We start from the raw sequence: 15899 nt of genomic DNA on the forward strand, positions 1-15899 counted from the left end.
GACATCGTCGGTGACTCCGGCTTCGCGGGATGGTCGTGGTCGTGGCCGGGGGCGGCGGCGGGCCCGGTCGGATCCGCCCGGCCCCGGGCGGGGCTGTGAGCGGCGGCCGTCCGTCATCGCCCGCCGCCGACGGCGGCCGGCGACCTCGGGCCGCCGCACTCGCGTCGGAGCCTCACCCCCGGTTTCGGTGACGGCCGCTGGGCAGGGGCATCTTGTCGGCGTACGGATGGACGCCCAGCACCGCCGGGCCGCCCCGGGCGCGGCGCGCGCCCAGGATCGCCGAGACCAGGATGAGCAGCAGGATGAACGTCCAGAGCAGGGTCATCGGGCTGGCGTAGTGGCGGAACTTGATCCAGAAGGTGCTGGTGTCGTGCCAGGCGAAGGTCTGGTTCTTCTTGAGCGTGATGTCGCCGCGCGCCCGGCTGGTGTCCAGCGCGCTCGGGCCGACCCCGGCGACGACGTTGTACGTGACCTTGGACTTCCCGACCCCGCCCACCAGGGAGATGCCGTGCCCGGTCCCGTCCTGCACGGTGTTCCCCCGGACCTCGACCCGGGAGTCGCGCACATAGACGCCGGTGTCCGCGCCCTCGACGAGATTGCCGCTGACGGTCGCCTCCGACACCCCGTCGCGCACCGAGATGCCCTGCCGGGCCTGGCCGGTGAGATGGTTGCCGGTGATGGCGACCTTGCTGGCGTCCGCGCGGGCCACGATGCCCATGTCGCCGCCGTCGACCTCGTTGTCGTGGACGCCGACGTTCACGCCGCCGAAGATCTCGATGCCGTAGCGGCCGTTGTCCCGGGCCGAGCTGTGGGACACCGAGTTGGATCCGTAGCTGGCGATCGACTCACCGGCGGCGGACGGTCCGTCGGCCAGCGGGCGGCCGCTGAGCGTGAAGCCGTTGCCGCCGTTGGACAGCGCCTTGGAGCCGGTGACCCGGACCTGCTGGGTGGCGCGGGAGAGCACGAAGCCGTCGCCGGCGTTCTTCTCGGAGACGGTGCGGTCGACGACCACATTGGTGACGCCGCGGTGCAGCACCACCCCGTCCTCCAGGCTGTCGTCCACCCGGGTCCGGGTGATGTTGACCCCGGTCGCGCCCGAGATGAACATCCCGAACAGATTCCCCGAGACCGTGGAGTTGCTGATCTCGGCCGACAGATAGGAGAGATCGGGTATCGAGAACCGGCCGTCCGGCGTCGTCAGCTCTCCGGCGGGCTCGGCGATCACCCCGCTGCTCCGGGGCGTCTGCTCGGACTGCCGCTCCGCCTTGTCGTCCGCCGCCGACTGCTCCCGCTGGTTGAGATCCTGGTCGGCGCCCGAGTACTTGATGTTGCCGGTGTCGGGCCGGTCGGTCCCGGTGAGACTGAGCCCTCCGGTGCGCCCGCTCCAGAACCCCAGGTGGGAGACTCGGGTATGGGTCATGGAGAACTGGCCGCCGATGGCGCGCACATAGGCCCGCCCGTCCCGTACGTCCGTGTCGGGGTCGTTGGAGCCGGTGTCCGAGCTGCTGATCCGCATCGGAGCCTGCGGGGTGCCCTCCAGCATGAGCCGGCCGCCGAAGGAGACGATGGAGACGAAGCCCTTGGTGTTGCTCGCCAGCCGCAGATTCAGCCCGCCGGGGCTGGACAGCTTCAGCTTGGCCCCGGTGTTGAGATAGATGTTCTCGGTCAGCAGATAGGAGCCGTCCCGCTTGCGGACGAAGGTCTGCGGGGCGAGTTTGAGCAGGTCGGAGACGCCGTACGGCTTGGTGCGCGCGGTGAGCACCAGGGTGTATCCGCCCTGGGTGTCCAGCCGGTACGGGCGTGACCACTGGGGGCCCTTCAGCGGGGCGACGGCGGTGACCGCGCGGACCTGGTCGAGCCGGCGGTCCTCCGCCGCGACGAGGGCGGACTGGTTCTCCGCGTCCTCGGCGGTGAGTTCCTGGTTTCTTCCTCCGTCGTCGGCCGCGGCGAGCCCGGCCGCCGACGACGGGGCGGCGAGCAGCAGCGCCGTCGCGACGGGCAGCGCCGTCAGCAGCCGCGTGAACCGGATGCGCCGAGGGTTCATCGCCGTACCGCCCCCGCCGGAGTGGCCGCGCCGGACCGGCTCGGAGTGGTGAGGGAGGCCGAGTCCTGTCCCTCGCCGCCCACACTGGCGCTGGTGCGGGTCAGCCAGCCCTGCTTGTTCATGGTGAGGAAGGCGTACAGCTTGATCGGGAGCGAGATCATGATCACGACGAGCGCGAGCAGCGGCAGCAGGAAGATGTCCTGCGGGTAGCGGCGCAGATGCGAGTAGCCGCGGATGCCGCGTCCCACCACCAGCCAGATCACCACCAGCACCACGCCCCGGCCGTTCAGCTCCAGCCGGCTGAAGAGCAGATAGCCGAGCGCCATGCCCATCGTCACCGGCGTCAGCAGGATCTGCAGCACGGTGATCTTGGTGACCAGCGGCGCCCGCCAGAGCCAGCCCTTGTAGAGGGCGGTGAGATAGCAGCGGTAGGAGTTCCTGCTCCAGCGCACCCGCTGCTTCACGAAGGCGGAGAGGGAGGCCGGGAACATCGACAGGGCCCGGGCGGAGGACTGGTGCACGGTGCGGTAACCGGAGGCCAGCACCAGCCAGGTCAGCCGGCCGTCGTCCCCGGCGACGCAGCGGCGGCCGAGGAAGAACTCGTTCTCCAGGTTCTCCAGCACCGGCGCGACCGCCGCCCGCCGGTAGGCCGCGGTACGGCCGGAGAGACAGGCGACGGCTCCGGCGCGGCCCATGGCCGGGACGTAGTCGTAGTAGCGCAGATTGACCAGCCAGTCGGCCAGCCGCCGCCAGACGCTGGTGTTCCTGAGGTAGACGTTCTGCTGGGTGCCGACGCCGCCGACCTCCGGATCGACGAACGGCATCTGCACCGCCGCGAGCAGCCCGGGCTGCCAGCGGGTGTCGGAGTCGACCAGCACGATCAGCTCACTGGTCGCGGCCCGGATGCCCACTCCGAGCGCGGAGCGCTTGCCGTGGTGCTCGAAGGCCAGCACCCGCACCCGCGGGTCCTCCACCAGCGCCAGCCGGCGCAGCACCTCCGTGTCGTCCACGTCGGGCACGATGATGATCTCGGTGGGGTCCTGTTCCAGCCAGGTGTCCAGGCAGTCCAGCAGGATCTGAGGATCCTCGCGGTACGCCGGGACCACCACCGAGACGGTGGTGCGGAACTCGTTCACCACCGGCCGGGCGAAGCGCGAGAGCACCGCCCGGTAGAGCCACAGCGCCCAGACGAACGCCCCCGCGATTCCCAGAGGCATCAGCTCGCGCCACGATGTCTCCGCCACTGCCATGACGATCCATGACCACACCACGTCGAAAAAACCCGACACCTGTCCCCGGCCCCCCAGCCCACATGGCGATGACGTGGAATCTCAGAAGTCCACGCGAGGCGCAACTGTACGGGAGAAGGGCGGGGGCAAAGGACGATCTCTCCACACTTGACGCACAGTTTTCGCTCGACTCGCTCCATAAATCTCCACAACTTGGGCGGAGTTGATGCGTGGAAGGCCCATCATGACGTGTTCACAGGGGAGTTGGGGTGCCGCATCTGCTGCTCCGGAGCCCGTCCGGACGGGTCGGCGGTACGGGTCGGCGGTACGGGTACGGCGTCCCGTACGGCCCGGGTGCGCGCGGCGCGCCGGGGGCCGGCTCCCGCGACGGTCGGGGCGGGGGTGATGGTCTCCGGTCCGGTCCGACGGGCGGGGAGATGGGGCGACTTCCGGCCATTCGGGGGCCCGGCGGTCCACGGCGCTCGCGGCGGGCGGCGGCGGGCGGCTGCCGATGGCGTCGACCGGTCCGGTCCGGGCCCGTCTGTCGCGGTCCGGGGTGGCGCGGCCCTGGCTGTCGCGGTCCCGGGCGGCGCGGTCCGGTTCGGCGGTGCGGGAAGCGTTCCCGTGCTCGGCCGGCCGCCGTCGGAGCGGTTCCGTCCGGAGGCCGCGCGGCACTGAACGGGCCGACACGGGGCGCTGGTTGAGAGTCAGGCTAGGGCCTGTCTCTCCGATCACGAGAGCCGGGCCGGGCTGGGGCTATGCGGCCCCAGCCGTGCTCAACCGACCGGCGACATCGGTCGGGTTCGTCTCCTGCGCTGGTGAACAGTGCGGTCAGCATGGGCAAGCCGTGATCGAGTGTCTGGTGCGGCAGGGGGCCTGTGGCGACAAGTGAGGCGAGTCCGTGGCCGATCGTCCAGCTCTGTGTTGCCAGTTCCAGCGGGTCGACCTCGTTGCGGAAGCGGCCGTTCGCCTTGGCCCGGTCGATAGCGCGGACGAGGCGGTGCAGGGTTTCGTCCGCGGCACCGGTGTCTTCGAGGTCGAAGCCCGCGTCGAACATGACGCGGTAGAGATCGGGGTTCTCCATGGCATTGGCCAGGTAGGCGGCGCCCAGTGCGGCGAGGTCTCGTACCGGGTCCGCAGACATCTTGACGGCTGCGAGTTGGGCGGCGAGGCGTGTGAAGCCTTCCTGCCGCAGCGCCTTCCAGAGGCCGTCCATGCCTCCGAAGTAGGTGTAGACGGCCATCGTTGATACGCCGGTTCCGGCGACCAGGGTGCGCAGCGTGACCGGTTGCCTCGTCCGCAGCATCTGTGCGGCTCGGTCGAGCAGCAGGGAGCGGACCGCTGGATCTTTCGTCCTTGCCATGACCCCACAATACATAGCATCGCTATGCTTTCATGGGTGCTGATCTTGCTGCTCCTGACGCCAAGAGGAAGAGGCCGTTCATGTCCGTGACGCTGGTCAATCCCGAGGGGTTGCCGAAGCCCGAGGTCTACCGGCAGCTGTCGGTCGCCACCGGATCGAAGCTGGTGTTCCTTGCGGGGCAGGTCGCCCGCGATGCCGACGGCCGGCCCGTGGGCCAAGGGGACTTCGCCGCTCAGGTCGAGCAGTGCTATCTCAATATCGCCACTGCTCTGGCCGGGATCGGCGGCTCCTTCGATGACGTGGCGAAGCTGACCATCTATGTCGTCGACTGGAGTTCCGAGAAGATGCCGCTGCTGGGTGAGGGCGTGGGCCGGGCGGCAGCGAAGCTGGGCATCGATCCGGTCAAGCCGATCACCCTGCTGGGCGTTGCGGCGCTGGGGGAACCGGACCTCCTGGTCGAGGTCGAAGCCACCGCGGTCATCGAATAGCCGTATCGCTGCGAGCAGGGAGACCTTGGGGCTGGCCATGCTGAGCCGGGGGATCTGACGGACGGCGAATGGGCGGTGCTGGAGCCGCTGCTGCCGGTGAGTAACAACCGGTGCGGCCGGTGGCGCGATCACCGGCAGGTGATCAATGGGATCATCCACCGGCTGGGCACCGGGGTGCGGTGGCGGGAGCTGCCCGAACGCTTCGGCCCGTGGAAGACCGTCCACAAGCGGCACTTGCCGTGGTCGGCCGACGGCACCTGGGAAAGGCTCCTGCGGCACGTTCAGTTCGCAGCCGACGCCGAAGGCGACATCGACTGGAACATCAACGTCGACTCCACCATCTCACGGGCTCACCAGCACGCCGCAGGAGCACCGCAGACTCCACCGCCCGCGCCGGGCCCTTCAAAAGGGGGCTGCCGAAGGCCAGTGCGGCTGCTGCTGGCCGTCGTGATGCCGCACGGCCTCCTGGAGGGGGCGGTGCCACGGGCGAAGCTCTAGGCCGGTCCCGCGGTGGACTGACCACCAAGGTTCACATTGCTGTGGAGGGCCGCTGCCGCCCGCTGTCTTTGCTGATCACGCCGGGACAACGGGCGGACTGCACGCAGTTCGAGCTGGTCATGGACAAGATCCACGTACCACGCGCGGGACCGCCGCACGCCAGACAGCGTGAGCGCCGAGAAGGCGTACAGCAACCGCAAGATCCGCGCCTACCTCCGCAAACGCGGCATCCGGCGCGCAATCCCGGAGAAGAAGGACCACAAGGCCGTGCGCCTGCGCAGGGGTTCACATGGCGGACGGCCTCCGAGCTTCGACAAGGCCCGGTACAAAGATCGCAACACAGTGGAACGGGCCATTGGCAAGCTCAAGCAATTCAGAGCCGTGGCCACCCGCTATGACAAGCGCGGATACGTCTACCTCGGCACCGTCACCGCCGCCGCACTTCTCATCTGGCTCCGGTCGTAATCGGGGAGACAGGCCCTGGTCAGAGCCCGGCGGCTCGGGCGTGGGCGTGTGCCCGTCAACGGGCCCGTATACGCGGGGAATCGGGCAAGCGCGAGGGCGGGGGCCGGGGGAGTCCCGCTCCGCCCGTGCTCCCCGCCCGGCGCGATCGCGGTGGGCGAGGATCCGCCCACCGCGATCTCACTGCCCCGACGGCGCTATGCCGTCGCCTCAGCCGACGTTGACGTCGACACAGGCGTAGAAGGCGTTGGGGGTGTCGGCGATGTTCCAGACGGCGAGCACCTTCTGCTTGCCGCTGAGACCGCCGAAGCTGACCTGGTGGGACACGGTCTCGCCCGGCCGCGCGCCGCCGTCGTTGAACTCGGCGATCTTCCGGCCACCCGCGTAGTACTGCCAGGTGCTCGTGGCGTGGCGCGCTGTCAGACGCCAGTTGAAGGTGGTCGAGCTGCCGACCGGGGTCACCTTCCAGCCCTTGCCGTCGTTGTCCAGCTCGGAGAAGGCGGAGTTGCCGCCGCTGCAACTGCGCAGCCCCTTCGGGCCCTCGACGCTCTGCGGCTCGTACTTGATGGGACCACAGGGGACCGTTCCGGCGGCGCACTGGGCCTGCCGGCTCGGCGGTGAGGAGATGTAACCGTGGGCGCTGGCGCTACTGGCAGGCAGGCTCACGGCGAGCAGCGGCGCGATTCCCGCGCCGATGACCACGGCCAGCCTCTTCTTCCCGTTCATGTCAGCTCCTTCAGCCAGGGAGGCCCGCCGGCTCTGACGGACCTCGTCCAGGGCGGTGAGGAGGCGGTGACATGGCGCGTGTGCCGAGGCGGCGACCGGGTGTGGGGACACCGGCAGTCGGTGACTCGGCGACGGCCTCCCGCACCGCCTTGGTCTGGACCATACCGCTTGTCTGAGCACGGTCAAGTCGGTCGGGTGGTCGCCGCGGCCCCCGCGGGGCCCCTCCCGCGGGCCGCCGCCACCGGGAAAGGGCCGGTCAGCGGGGCTGTGCGCGACCCGCGGCGGAAGAAAGAATTCCGTCTCAGGAAAGGTACCCGTTCGGGGCGGACTTCGAGCGTGCTTCGAGAACGGTGAAGTCGCCTTCGGGCCGGACGAGTTGCCCACGGCTCGGACGAGCCGGGCGGGTCGGACGGGCCGGACCCGGACAGGCCGGTCGGGTCAGACGATATGGACATCGGGGACGTAGAGGATCCACCGCCCGCCCGACGCCGTGAACTCCTTCTCCTTCGCCATGATCTCCGCCGCGTGGTTCCACGCGAAGAGGACCGCGTAGTCCGGGTACGGCGAGGAGAACGCCTCCGACGGGCGGATCGGGATGTGGGAGCCGGGAGTCACCCGGTGCTGCTTCTCCAGGGTGGAGTCGCAGATGAAGGGGACCAGCTCGGGGCCGATCCGGGAGTAGTTGGTGACCGTGGCGCTCTTGCACGTCGCGCCGTAGCCCACCACGCTCTTCCCCTGGTCCCGCAGATCCGTGAGAAGCGACTTGAGGCTGAGGCAGTTGGACTCGGCCCGGGCGCCGAAGCTCGTGTAGGTCGCCCGCTCCGCGAGCCGCTGCTCCCGCTCGCGGGCCAGCCACCGGCCCACCGCCTCGCTCGGACGCCGCTCGCCCGCGCGGGCCGTCGTGTAGCGCATGGTGCCGCCGTGCACCGGGAGATGCTCGACGTCCACCAGGTCGAAGCCGTAGAGCTCGGCCATGGCCCGCACCGAGCGCACGGAGAACAGATAGAAGTGCTCGTCGTAGATCTGGTCGAAGTACGTATGGCTGATGATGTCGCCGAGATAGCGGTCCTCGAAGACGAAGACGCCTCCCTCGGCGAGCAGCGCGCGCACCCCGGCGAAGACCGAGTCGATGTAGGCGATGTGGCTGACGGTGTTGGCGGAGAAGATGAGCCGGGCGGTCCCCTCCGTCTCCCGGATCCGCAGCGCGGACGACTCCTCGAAGAAGCCGATGTGCACCCGGCTGCCGGCCGCCCCCGCCACCTTGGCCGCGTTCTCGGCCGGGTCGACGCCCAGATGCCGTACGCCCGCGGCCCGGACCGAGCCGAGCATGATGCCGTCGTTGCAGCCGATCTCCACATAGAACGGGTCGGGGCCGGTCAGCTCCGTCGCCAGATAGTGCCGGGCGGTCTCCTCGAAATGCCGGCGCATCAGCGCCGAGCCGGACGAGCGATAGGGATAGTCGGCGGGGAACATCCGGTCCCGTGACACTTCCTCGAACTGCTGCACCATGGTGCAGGTGTCGCAGAATCCGACGGCCAGCCGGTAGAAGTGTTCCGTGCCGATGTCGCCGGGCTCGGGGAACACGTCCGAGACGGGCTGGCGGCCGAAGTCGAAGAATTCCTCCACCGGGCCACCGCATATACGGCAATGAGACATGTCACGCAGCTTTCTGTCGGGGGTCCGGACGACCGACCCCGGTGTCGATGTCGGATGAGCGGGGCGAGAGCGATTGCGCGGTGTGCGTGAACGGCGCTGTGCGCGAACTGGACGCGCGGGCGGCGACGCGCGGGCGGTCGGACTCAGCCGGGCGGCATCCGGTGCTCCCGGTACCACGCGGCGGTCAGCCGCAGCCCTTCGCGCAGGTCCCGAGGGCGGAAGTCGGCGATCTCGCGCATCTTCGCGAGGTCGAAGGTCCTGTTCGAACGCCCGCCGGACTTCTCCCGGTCGAGCACGTACCGCTCCGGACGGCCCAGCGCGCCGCAGACCAGCCGGGCCAGCGCGATCGGCGAGACCGCCTCCGGCGTCCCCATGTTCACGATCCGGTGGACGTCCTTCTCGACCATCCGCAAGGTCGCGTCGACCAGATCGGTCACATAGAGATACGTACGGGTCTGGGCGCCGTCGCCCCAGATCTCGATCTCCTCGCCCGCCGCCGCCCTGGCGAACATCCGGGGGACCACCCGGTCGGTGTCCGCCTCGAAATTGTCGCGCGGACCGTAGATGCTGGTGAGCCGGGGACGGAAGACGCGCATTCCGTACTCCTCGCCATAGGTCTCGGCGAGGATCTCGGCATAGCTCTTGGAGAGGTAATAGCCGTCGGGGGCGTATTTCATGAAGGTGCGGAAGTCGTCCTCCTCCCGGGTGGGGCGGTCGGTGGCCGAGAGATAGACCTCGCCGGAGCCGAGCAGCACGACATCGGCCGTGCCGTGCCGGCGCGCGCAGCCGAGGACGTTCGACACGGTGCGCATGTTGGCGTCGAGGACGGTGGCCGGACGCTCCCGCCGGAAGGCCGCGTTCCCCGTGAGCGCCGCGCAGTGCACCACGGCGTCGACGCCGTCGGGCTCCGCCGCGACGGCCTCGTTCAGCGCGGCCTCGTCCAGCAGATCCAGCCGGACGGTCCGCAGCCGGTCCGTCGCCGGAAGCTGTGCCAGCACCTTCCGGTTGTCGCGCCGGTAGAGACCGATCACCCGCGCTCCCCGGGCCAGCAGCCCTTCGGCGAAGTGCGAGCCGATGAAACCGGCGACTCCCGTGACCAGCACGGTTCTGCCGGACCAGTGATCAGCCGCCATCCCCGCCCCCTTCGCGCGGCGTCGTCGCCGCGACCGTCGCCGGTCCCGTCCAGCGCGGCAGCAGACCGGCCGCCCTGGCCTCGGCCACCGTCGGGGCCGCCGCGTCCTTCGGGGAGAGCAGCCACCGCCCGTCCCCGGAGCCCCCGTCGCCCCTGTCATCCCCGAAGTCCCCGCCCGCCCAGTCGATGGCCAGATCGGGATCGAGGGGATGGATGTCGAGCTGCGTCCCCGGGACATGCGCCGAGGAGAGCAGATAGCAGACACAGGCGTCGTCCGTGAGGGCCAGAAAGCCGTGGGCCACCCCCTCGGGGACGTACACCGACCGCCCCGACGCGGCGTCCAGCTCGGTGATCTCGTACCGGCCGAACGCGGGCGATCCCAGCCGGAGATCGACCACCACATCGCGCAGCGCCCCCCGGACACAGCTGACGAGCTTGGCCTGGCCGGGCGGGATCGTCACCCCGTGCAGACCGCGGAGGGTCCCCCTCCGCGAGACCGAGTAGTTCACCTGCCGGGGAGTGAACGGCTGCCCCGTCGCCTCCTCCAGGGCCTCGGTGCGCACCCCCTCGTAGAAGGACCCCCGGGCGTCGGTCAGATGGCGCGGGGTGAGCGTGAACACGCCGGGGACGGCCCCCGGGACCAGGCGCGTCATGCCCGTACGCCGACGTACAGCCCCCGCCCGTTGGGCGGGCCCGGGAGGTGCTCGGTGCGGAGACCGGCGTCGGCGAAGGCCGCCGTGTACTCCTCGTGGGTGAAGAGGGAGTAGGTCTCCTCCTCGGTGAAGTGCCGTACGCCCGAGGGCTCGGCGACCGTGTAGTGGACCGTCATCCGGGAGCGGCGGCCGTCCCGTACGGAGTGCGAGACGCGGCTGACGACCAGCCGCTCCGACTCCGCGACGCTGCCCGTGACGAATCCGTCGAGGAACCGCTCGGGGAACCACCACGGCTCCGCGATCACCACACCGCCCGGCGCGAGATGCCGGGCCAGGGCGCCGGCCGCCGCGCTCAGCTCGGCCGTCGACGCCATGTACCCCATCGAGAAGCACATGCAGGTGATGGCGTCGTACTCCCGGCCGAGGTCGAAGTCGCGCATGTCGCCCCGGTGGATCGTGCTGTCCGGCAGCGCGGCCGCCGCGATCTCCCGCATGCCGTCGGAGAGTTCGAGTCCGTCGGCGACCGGGAAGCGTTCGCGCAGCCGGCGCAGATGGGCCCCCGTACCGCAGGCCACGTCCAGGATCGAGGCCGCGCCGGGTCTGCGGTCGAGCACCAGCCGGGCGATCTCGTCGGCCTCGGCGGCCCAGTCGCGGCCCCGGGCGGCGTGGACGAGGTCGTAGATCTCCGCGTGCCGGGAGCTGTAGGCGGTGGGGGAGGTCATGCGGCGTCCTTGTCCCGGGCGGCGGTACGGGCCTCGACACAGGCGCGGAACTCGGCAGCCACCGTACGGACGTCGGCGTCGTCGAGGCCCGCGTGCAGGGGCAGCAGCAGGGTGGTGTCCGAGGCGCGCTCGGCGTCCGGCAGCGGCCCGGCGTACGGTCCGTACGCCGGGACCCGGTGCAGCGGCGGATAGCGGAAGGTGGTGTAGACGCCGCGTTTCAGCAGGTCGGAGGCGACACCGTCGCGGATGTCCGGATCCAGTCGCACCCAGTAGAAGTAGTACGAGGAGGTGTGCCCGGCGGGCAGCGGCGGAGGCAGCCGGACGCCGTCGAGCCCGGCCAGCAGCCGGTCGTAGGTCTCGGCCACCGCTCGGCGGCGGGAGAGGATGGCGTCCAGCCGCCGCAACTGCACACTGCCGATCGCGGCGGTGAGATCGTTGCCGATCACCCGCCGGCCGAAGTCCCGGACGTCGAGATCCCACCAGCGGACGGGCACCCGGGCGCCGGAGGCGGGCACCCCGGCCGCCGGGTCGCTCGCCGGATCCTCCGCGGCCCGGTCGGTCCGGTCGGTCCGGTCGGTTTCGTCCGTCCCGTCCGCCGCCCGGTCCGCCCCGGCGCTCCGCGCCGCGCTCAGACCGCTGGACTGCTCCAGACCGTGGTACGCCAGCCGCCTCGCCCGCCGCGCCAGCGCCGGATCGGCCACGTACAGCATCCCGCCGTCCCCGGTGGAGAGCACCTTCATCGCGTCGAAGCTCCACACCGAGAGCGCGCCGAAGGTGCCGCACGCCCGGCCGCCGACGGCCGAGGCGACCGCGCAGGCGGCGTCCTCGATCAGCGCCACGCCCCGCTCCTCGCAGAGCCGGGCGATCCGCTCGACGTCCCCGGGGCTGCCGCCGTAGTGCAGGACGAGCACGGCCCGGGTGCGCTCCGTGAGCGCCCGCCCGATGTGCTCGGCCGACGGATTGAGGGTGTCCGGATCCACCTCGCAGAAGACCGGCCGCGCGCCCGTCGCGGCCACCGCGCTGGCGGCCGACACAAAGCTGATCGTCGGCATCACCACCTCGTCGCCGGGCCCCAGACCCAGCAGCTCCGTGGCGAGATAGAGCCCCGCCGTCGCCGAGGAGATGAAGATCGTCTGCTCGGCGGGCACCCCGAGGTGCGCCGCGAACTCCGCCTCGAACGCCGAGGTGCGCGGACCGTGGCCGAGCCAGCTGTCCGCGAACACGGCCGCGACGGCGCTCAGCTCCTTCTCGCCCAGGCTCGGCTGGAACACATTGATCACACTGGCCTCCGGGCCGCTGTCCGGCGGATCTCCCGCAGGAGCACCGCCTCGTCGAGAGGAACGGGATCGGGGCCGCCGCCCGTACGGACGGCGGCGGTGAAGGCGGCCAGCACACCGGCCGCCTGGTCGTACGCGGGCAGCTCCAGGAACCGCTCGCCCGCCTCGTCGACGACCCGGATCCGCGGCCGGTGGTCGGCGGGCGGTGTGAACGCCCGGTCCACAAGGATCCGCCCGGCGCTGCCGCGCAGCTCGTACGCGGAGCGGTACGGATGCTCCAGGCCGAAGGCGAGTTCGGCGGTGACCCCGGTCGGGGTGCGCAGCACCGCCGAGCCTCCGGTGTCGACCCGCGAGCCGGGGGACCGGGAGAGCGCGGCGTCCACCACCGTCAGCGGCCCGGGCAGCAGACACAGCGCGGCCCGCACCGGATACACGCCCACGTCGAAGAGGGCCCCGCCGCCCAGCTCGGGGCAGAGACGGATATCGCCCTCGGGCCGGGCGGGCACCTCGAAGGCGGCGTGCAGCGAACGGAGTTCGCCGATCGCGCCGTCCGCGACGAGCCGGCGGACGAATCCGTGCTGCGGATGGTGGACGAACATGATGTTCTCGGCCAGCACCAGCCCGCGTTCGGCGCCGAGCGCCAGCAGCGCGGCGGTCCGGTCCGCGTCCGTGGTCAGGGGCTTCTCGCAGAGGACATGCTTTCCGGCGCGCAGCGCGGCCTCGGTCCACAGCGAGTGCAGGGACGCCGGCAGCGGAACGTACACGGCGTCGACGTCGTCGCGCTCCAGCAGGGCCGCGTAGCCGTGCTCGGCGCGGCAGCCGTACGCGTCGGCCCAGGACTCGGCGGTCGCGGGCCGCCGGGAGGCGAGGGCGGTGATCGTGATCCCGGGGTCGGCCGCCATGGCCGGCAGCATCCGGCGCCACGCGATGTCCGCGCAGCCGAGGACTCCGAACCGTACCGGCTCCATCAGCCCCGCACCGCCAGGCTGTTGAGACAGGCGAGCAGGGTGCGCGCCTGGACGTTGACATAGTGCCCGTGCCGCACCAGGCCGGTGAGCTGGCCCGGGGTGACCCAACGGAAGCCGGGCGGGGCGTCGAGCGGGGCCTCGTCCTCGGCGGCCTCCACGATCAGACAGCGGGTGTCGGCCGCGAGGAAGCGGCCGCCCTCCTCGCTGTGGTGCGCGTCGTAGCGGATCCGCTCCGGGCCCGCGCCCAGCACCAGATCCAGGAAGCGCGGCGGCACCCGGTGGTTCCCCGGGGTGCACTGGACGGTGGGGCCCAGCTCCACGGTGTTGCGGTAGCCGCCCTCCACCAGGGCGTGCGCCAGCACATGCGGCACCCCGCCGAAGCGGCGCAGCACAAAGGCGGTGACACCCGTGCCCACGGGCGCGAACAGCGGCTGCGTCCAGTGCCCGACCTCGCGGTTGCCCGCCCGGACGTCCACCGCGACCACCTGGAAGTAGCGGCCCGACCGGTGCTCGATCCGCTCGGGCGACCTGTGCCAGTCCGCCACGGACGCCAGCGGGATCCGCTCCGCGCGCAGCCGCCGGGACGAGCGCTGCCCGGTGATCCAGGAGAGCAGCTCCACATCCCGGTGGAGGGCGGTCGGGCGGGGATCGGCGAAGGGCAGACAGGACAGCACCGTACGGGCGTCCATGTTCACCAGATGATCGCGGGCCAGCAGCTCGTGGATCTGGCCGAGCGTCAGCCAGCGGAAGTCCTCGTGCGGCTCCACGTCCTCGTCGGTCTCGACCACCATGTTGCGGTTGGCCTTGTGGTGGAACCACGAGCCGTGCTCGGACTGGAGGACGTCGGCGATCACCCGGCCGCGGCCCGGTTCGGTGAAGTGCTCCAGATACCGCACCCCGGATCCCCGGTGCACCTTCGTGTAGTTGCTGTGGGTGGCCTGCACGGTCGGGGAGAGCTGGAGCAGATTGATGTTCCCCGGCTCCATCTTCGCCTGGAGCAGGAAGTGCGGCACACCGTCGATCTCCCGGCACAGCAGCCCCAGGATCCCCACCTCGGGCTGGACGATCACGGGCTGCTGCCAGCGTCCGTCCTCCGCGCCGGCCGCGCCCTTCTCGACGGACGTCACGGAGACGTCCAGCCCCTCGACGCCGAAGAACCGTCCGCTGCGATGGACCAGATTGCCGCCCGGCTCCTGGAACGACCAGCCCTCCAGCGCCTCGAAGGGGATCCGCTCCACCCGGAACGGATGCGCCCGCGCGCGCTCCGCCAGCCACCCCGCCACCTCCGCCGTGCCGATCCCGGCCCCTTCGCGGGCGGCGGCCGAGCGGGCGAGCCGCTCGGCGACCGACGGGTCGTGGCGCGGCCCGGGCCGCGCGAGAACTCCCCCGGCGGCGCCCGCGGCCGCCATCACCGCGGCGCTCATCGCCGGTTCCGTACGGTGAGCTCCTCCAGCACCGGCACCAGCTCCGCCGGCCCCGGGGCCTTCGCCGCCTCGTTGGCCAGCAGCCGCGCGCCGTCGCGGAACGAGGGATCCCCGAGCACCCGGCCCAGCCGCTCCGACAGGGCCTCGGCGGTGAACTCCGCCACGCTCAGCGAGAGACCGGCGCCGCGCTCCTCCACATGGCGGGCCGTCTCGTTCTCCGACCAGAACGGCACCGGGGTGACCAGCTGCGGCACCCGGTGGGCCACGGCCGCCGCGAAACTGCCGGCCCCGCCGTGGTGGATCACCGCCGAGCAGGTCGGCAACAGCTGGTTGAGCGGCAGATAGTCGACCAGCCGTACGCCGTCGGGCGGGCCGTCCGCGGCCTCCGGCAGGCCCGGGCGCCCGGTCGCCACGACCTCCGCGCCCAGCGCGGTGACGGCGGACACCACCTCGGAGAAGGACACCCCCGACTCCTCGTAGAGCTGACGGCCGCGACCGCCGACGCCGAGGGTGAGGGCGACCCGGGGCCGCCGGGGCGGCTCGTCCAGCCACCGGGGCGCGGGCGCGCCGCCGTTGTACGGCACCCAGCGCATCGGCTCGTAGTGCAGATCGGCCGGCAGCCGCATCGCCTCCGGGACGGGGTCCACGGTCCACTGGCCGAGCAGCAGCTCCTCCGTGTAGGGCAGCCCGTACGCCTCCAGCATCGGCCGCATCAGGGCCGCCACCGGGTCCCGGCGCGTCCGGCCGTCCGGGGCGGCGGCGGCCTGTTCGAGCTGCTTTTTGCGCAGCCAGGCGATGTTGTCCTGGGCCCACAGAAAGCGCGCGTGGGCCGCGCCGGTCACCTCGGCGGCGACGGCGGCGGGCACGCACAGGGGATCCCACAGGACCAGGTCCGGCCGCCAGCCGCGGGCCAGCGCGACCAGATCGTCCACGACCGGCCGGTAGCGGGCGAGCATCGCGGTGTAGTGCAGCCACTGCGCCTGCCACCGGCTCGGTCCGGCCGTCGGATCCAGGACCATGGCCCCGGTCAGCCTCGGCAGCCTGGCCGGGTCGGGGTTGGCCGCGACGATCTCGGAGAGGTGCTCGCGGGCGCCGACGGCGACCGCGGTGAGCCCCGCGTCGGTCGCCAGCGACAGCGCGTCCTGGTGCAGGGCGACCCGGACCTCGTGACCGGCGTTCTGCAGCGCCCACGCCAGCGGAACGACGGAGTGCATATGGGAGGTATGGGGAAAAACGCAGAACAGTACGCGCACAGGG

General features: G+C 71.4%; 13 protein-coding genes and 1 pseudogene. 2 read left to right on the top strand and 12 right to left on the bottom strand.

Annotation, left to right across the window (positions count from 1 at the left end; translation table 11 throughout):
- Nucleotides 1–172 precede the first annotated feature (172 nt).
- The 3 genes from ACF089_RS30020 to ACF089_RS30030 all read right to left on the bottom strand — a co-directional run bounded on the left by ACF089_RS30020 (nt 173) and on the right by ACF089_RS30030 (nt 4636).
- On the bottom strand, nt 173–2044 hold the full coding sequence (locus ACF089_RS30020; RefSeq protein WP_392033307.1) for a right-handed parallel beta-helix repeat-containing protein: 1872 nt from the start codon (nt 2042–2044) through the stop codon (nt 173–175).
- Nucleotides 2041–3294 carry a glycosyltransferase family 2 protein gene (locus ACF089_RS30025; RefSeq protein WP_392033310.1) on the bottom strand — a complete coding sequence of 418 codons (1254 nt, stop codon included), beginning with the start codon at nt 3292–3294 and terminating at the stop codon, nt 2041–2043. The genes ACF089_RS30020 and ACF089_RS30025 overlap by 4 nt, the downstream gene beginning before the upstream one ends.
- Before the next feature lie 691 nt (nt 3295–3985).
- Nucleotides 3986–4636 carry a TetR/AcrR family transcriptional regulator gene (locus tag ACF089_RS30030; protein WP_392033313.1) on the bottom strand — a complete coding sequence of 217 codons (651 nt, stop codon included), beginning with the start codon at nt 4634–4636 and terminating at the stop codon, nt 3986–3988.
- Between the two features lie 80 nt (nt 4637–4716).
- On the opposite strand from ACF089_RS30030, the gene ACF089_RS30035 reads away from it, so the two are divergent.
- The gene (locus ACF089_RS30035) at nt 4717–5124 is read left to right on the top strand and encodes a RidA family protein (protein WP_392033316.1); all 408 of its coding nucleotides are present in this window, start codon (nt 4717–4719) and stop codon (nt 5122–5124) included.
- 54 nt (nt 5125–5178) lie between these two features.
- A pseudogene (locus ACF089_RS30040) lies at nt 5179–6087 on the top strand (IS5 family transposase).
- Nucleotides 6088–6294: 207 nt separating this feature from the next.
- Here ACF089_RS30040 and ACF089_RS30045 read toward each other — a convergent pair.
- The 9 genes from ACF089_RS30045 to ACF089_RS30085 all read right to left on the bottom strand — a co-directional run bounded on the left by ACF089_RS30045 (nt 6295) and on the right by ACF089_RS30085 (nt 15856).
- Complete coding sequence (locus ACF089_RS30045) at nt 6295–6810, bottom strand: lytic polysaccharide monooxygenase auxiliary activity family 9 protein (protein ID WP_392033319.1); 516 nt, start codon at nt 6808–6810, stop codon at nt 6295–6297.
- Nucleotides 6811–7248: 438 nt separating this feature from the next.
- Nucleotides 7249–8466: a methyltransferase domain-containing protein gene (locus tag ACF089_RS30050; RefSeq protein WP_392033321.1), complete on the bottom strand. Its 1218-nt coding sequence runs from the start codon at nt 8464–8466 to the stop codon at nt 7249–7251.
- Nucleotides 8467–8609: 143 nt separating this feature from the next.
- The gene (locus tag ACF089_RS30055; protein WP_392033324.1) at nt 8610–9599 is read right to left on the bottom strand and encodes an NAD-dependent epimerase/dehydratase family protein; all 990 of its coding nucleotides are present in this window, start codon (nt 9597–9599) and stop codon (nt 8610–8612) included.
- On the bottom strand, nt 9589–10251 hold the full coding sequence (locus tag ACF089_RS30060; protein ID WP_392033327.1) for a dTDP-4-dehydrorhamnose 3,5-epimerase family protein: 663 nt from the start codon (nt 10249–10251) through the stop codon (nt 9589–9591). Before ACF089_RS30060 ends, ACF089_RS30055 begins: the two co-directional genes overlap by 11 nt.
- Nucleotides 10248–10973 carry a class I SAM-dependent methyltransferase gene (locus ACF089_RS30065; RefSeq protein ID WP_392033330.1) on the bottom strand — a complete coding sequence of 242 codons (726 nt, stop codon included), beginning with the start codon at nt 10971–10973 and terminating at the stop codon, nt 10248–10250. The genes ACF089_RS30060 and ACF089_RS30065 overlap by 4 nt, the downstream gene beginning before the upstream one ends.
- Nucleotides 10970–12253: a DegT/DnrJ/EryC1/StrS family aminotransferase gene (locus ACF089_RS30070; RefSeq protein ID WP_392033333.1), complete on the bottom strand. Its 1284-nt coding sequence runs from the start codon at nt 12251–12253 to the stop codon at nt 10970–10972. The genes ACF089_RS30065 and ACF089_RS30070 overlap by 4 nt, the downstream gene beginning before the upstream one ends.
- Nucleotides 12250–13218: a Gfo/Idh/MocA family protein gene (locus ACF089_RS30075; RefSeq protein ID WP_392033336.1), complete on the bottom strand. Its 969-nt coding sequence runs from the start codon at nt 13216–13218 to the stop codon at nt 12250–12252. The genes ACF089_RS30070 and ACF089_RS30075 overlap by 4 nt, the downstream gene beginning before the upstream one ends.
- A complete protein-coding gene (locus tag ACF089_RS30080; RefSeq protein ID WP_392033339.1) occupies nt 13218–14642 on the bottom strand; it encodes an NDP-hexose 2,3-dehydratase family protein in 1425 nt (474 codons plus the stop codon). The genes ACF089_RS30075 and ACF089_RS30080 overlap by 1 nt, the downstream gene beginning before the upstream one ends.
- Nucleotides 14639–15856: a nucleotide disphospho-sugar-binding domain-containing protein gene (locus tag ACF089_RS30085; protein ID WP_392033342.1), complete on the bottom strand. Its 1218-nt coding sequence runs from the start codon at nt 15854–15856 to the stop codon at nt 14639–14641. Before ACF089_RS30085 ends, ACF089_RS30080 begins: the two co-directional genes overlap by 4 nt.
- Between the last annotated feature and the right edge of the window lie 43 nt (nt 15857–15899).

This window comes from Streptomyces sp. NPDC014894, assembly GCF_043080985.1.
Taxonomy (GTDB): Bacteria; Actinomycetota; Actinomycetes; order Streptomycetales; family Streptomycetaceae; genus Streptomyces.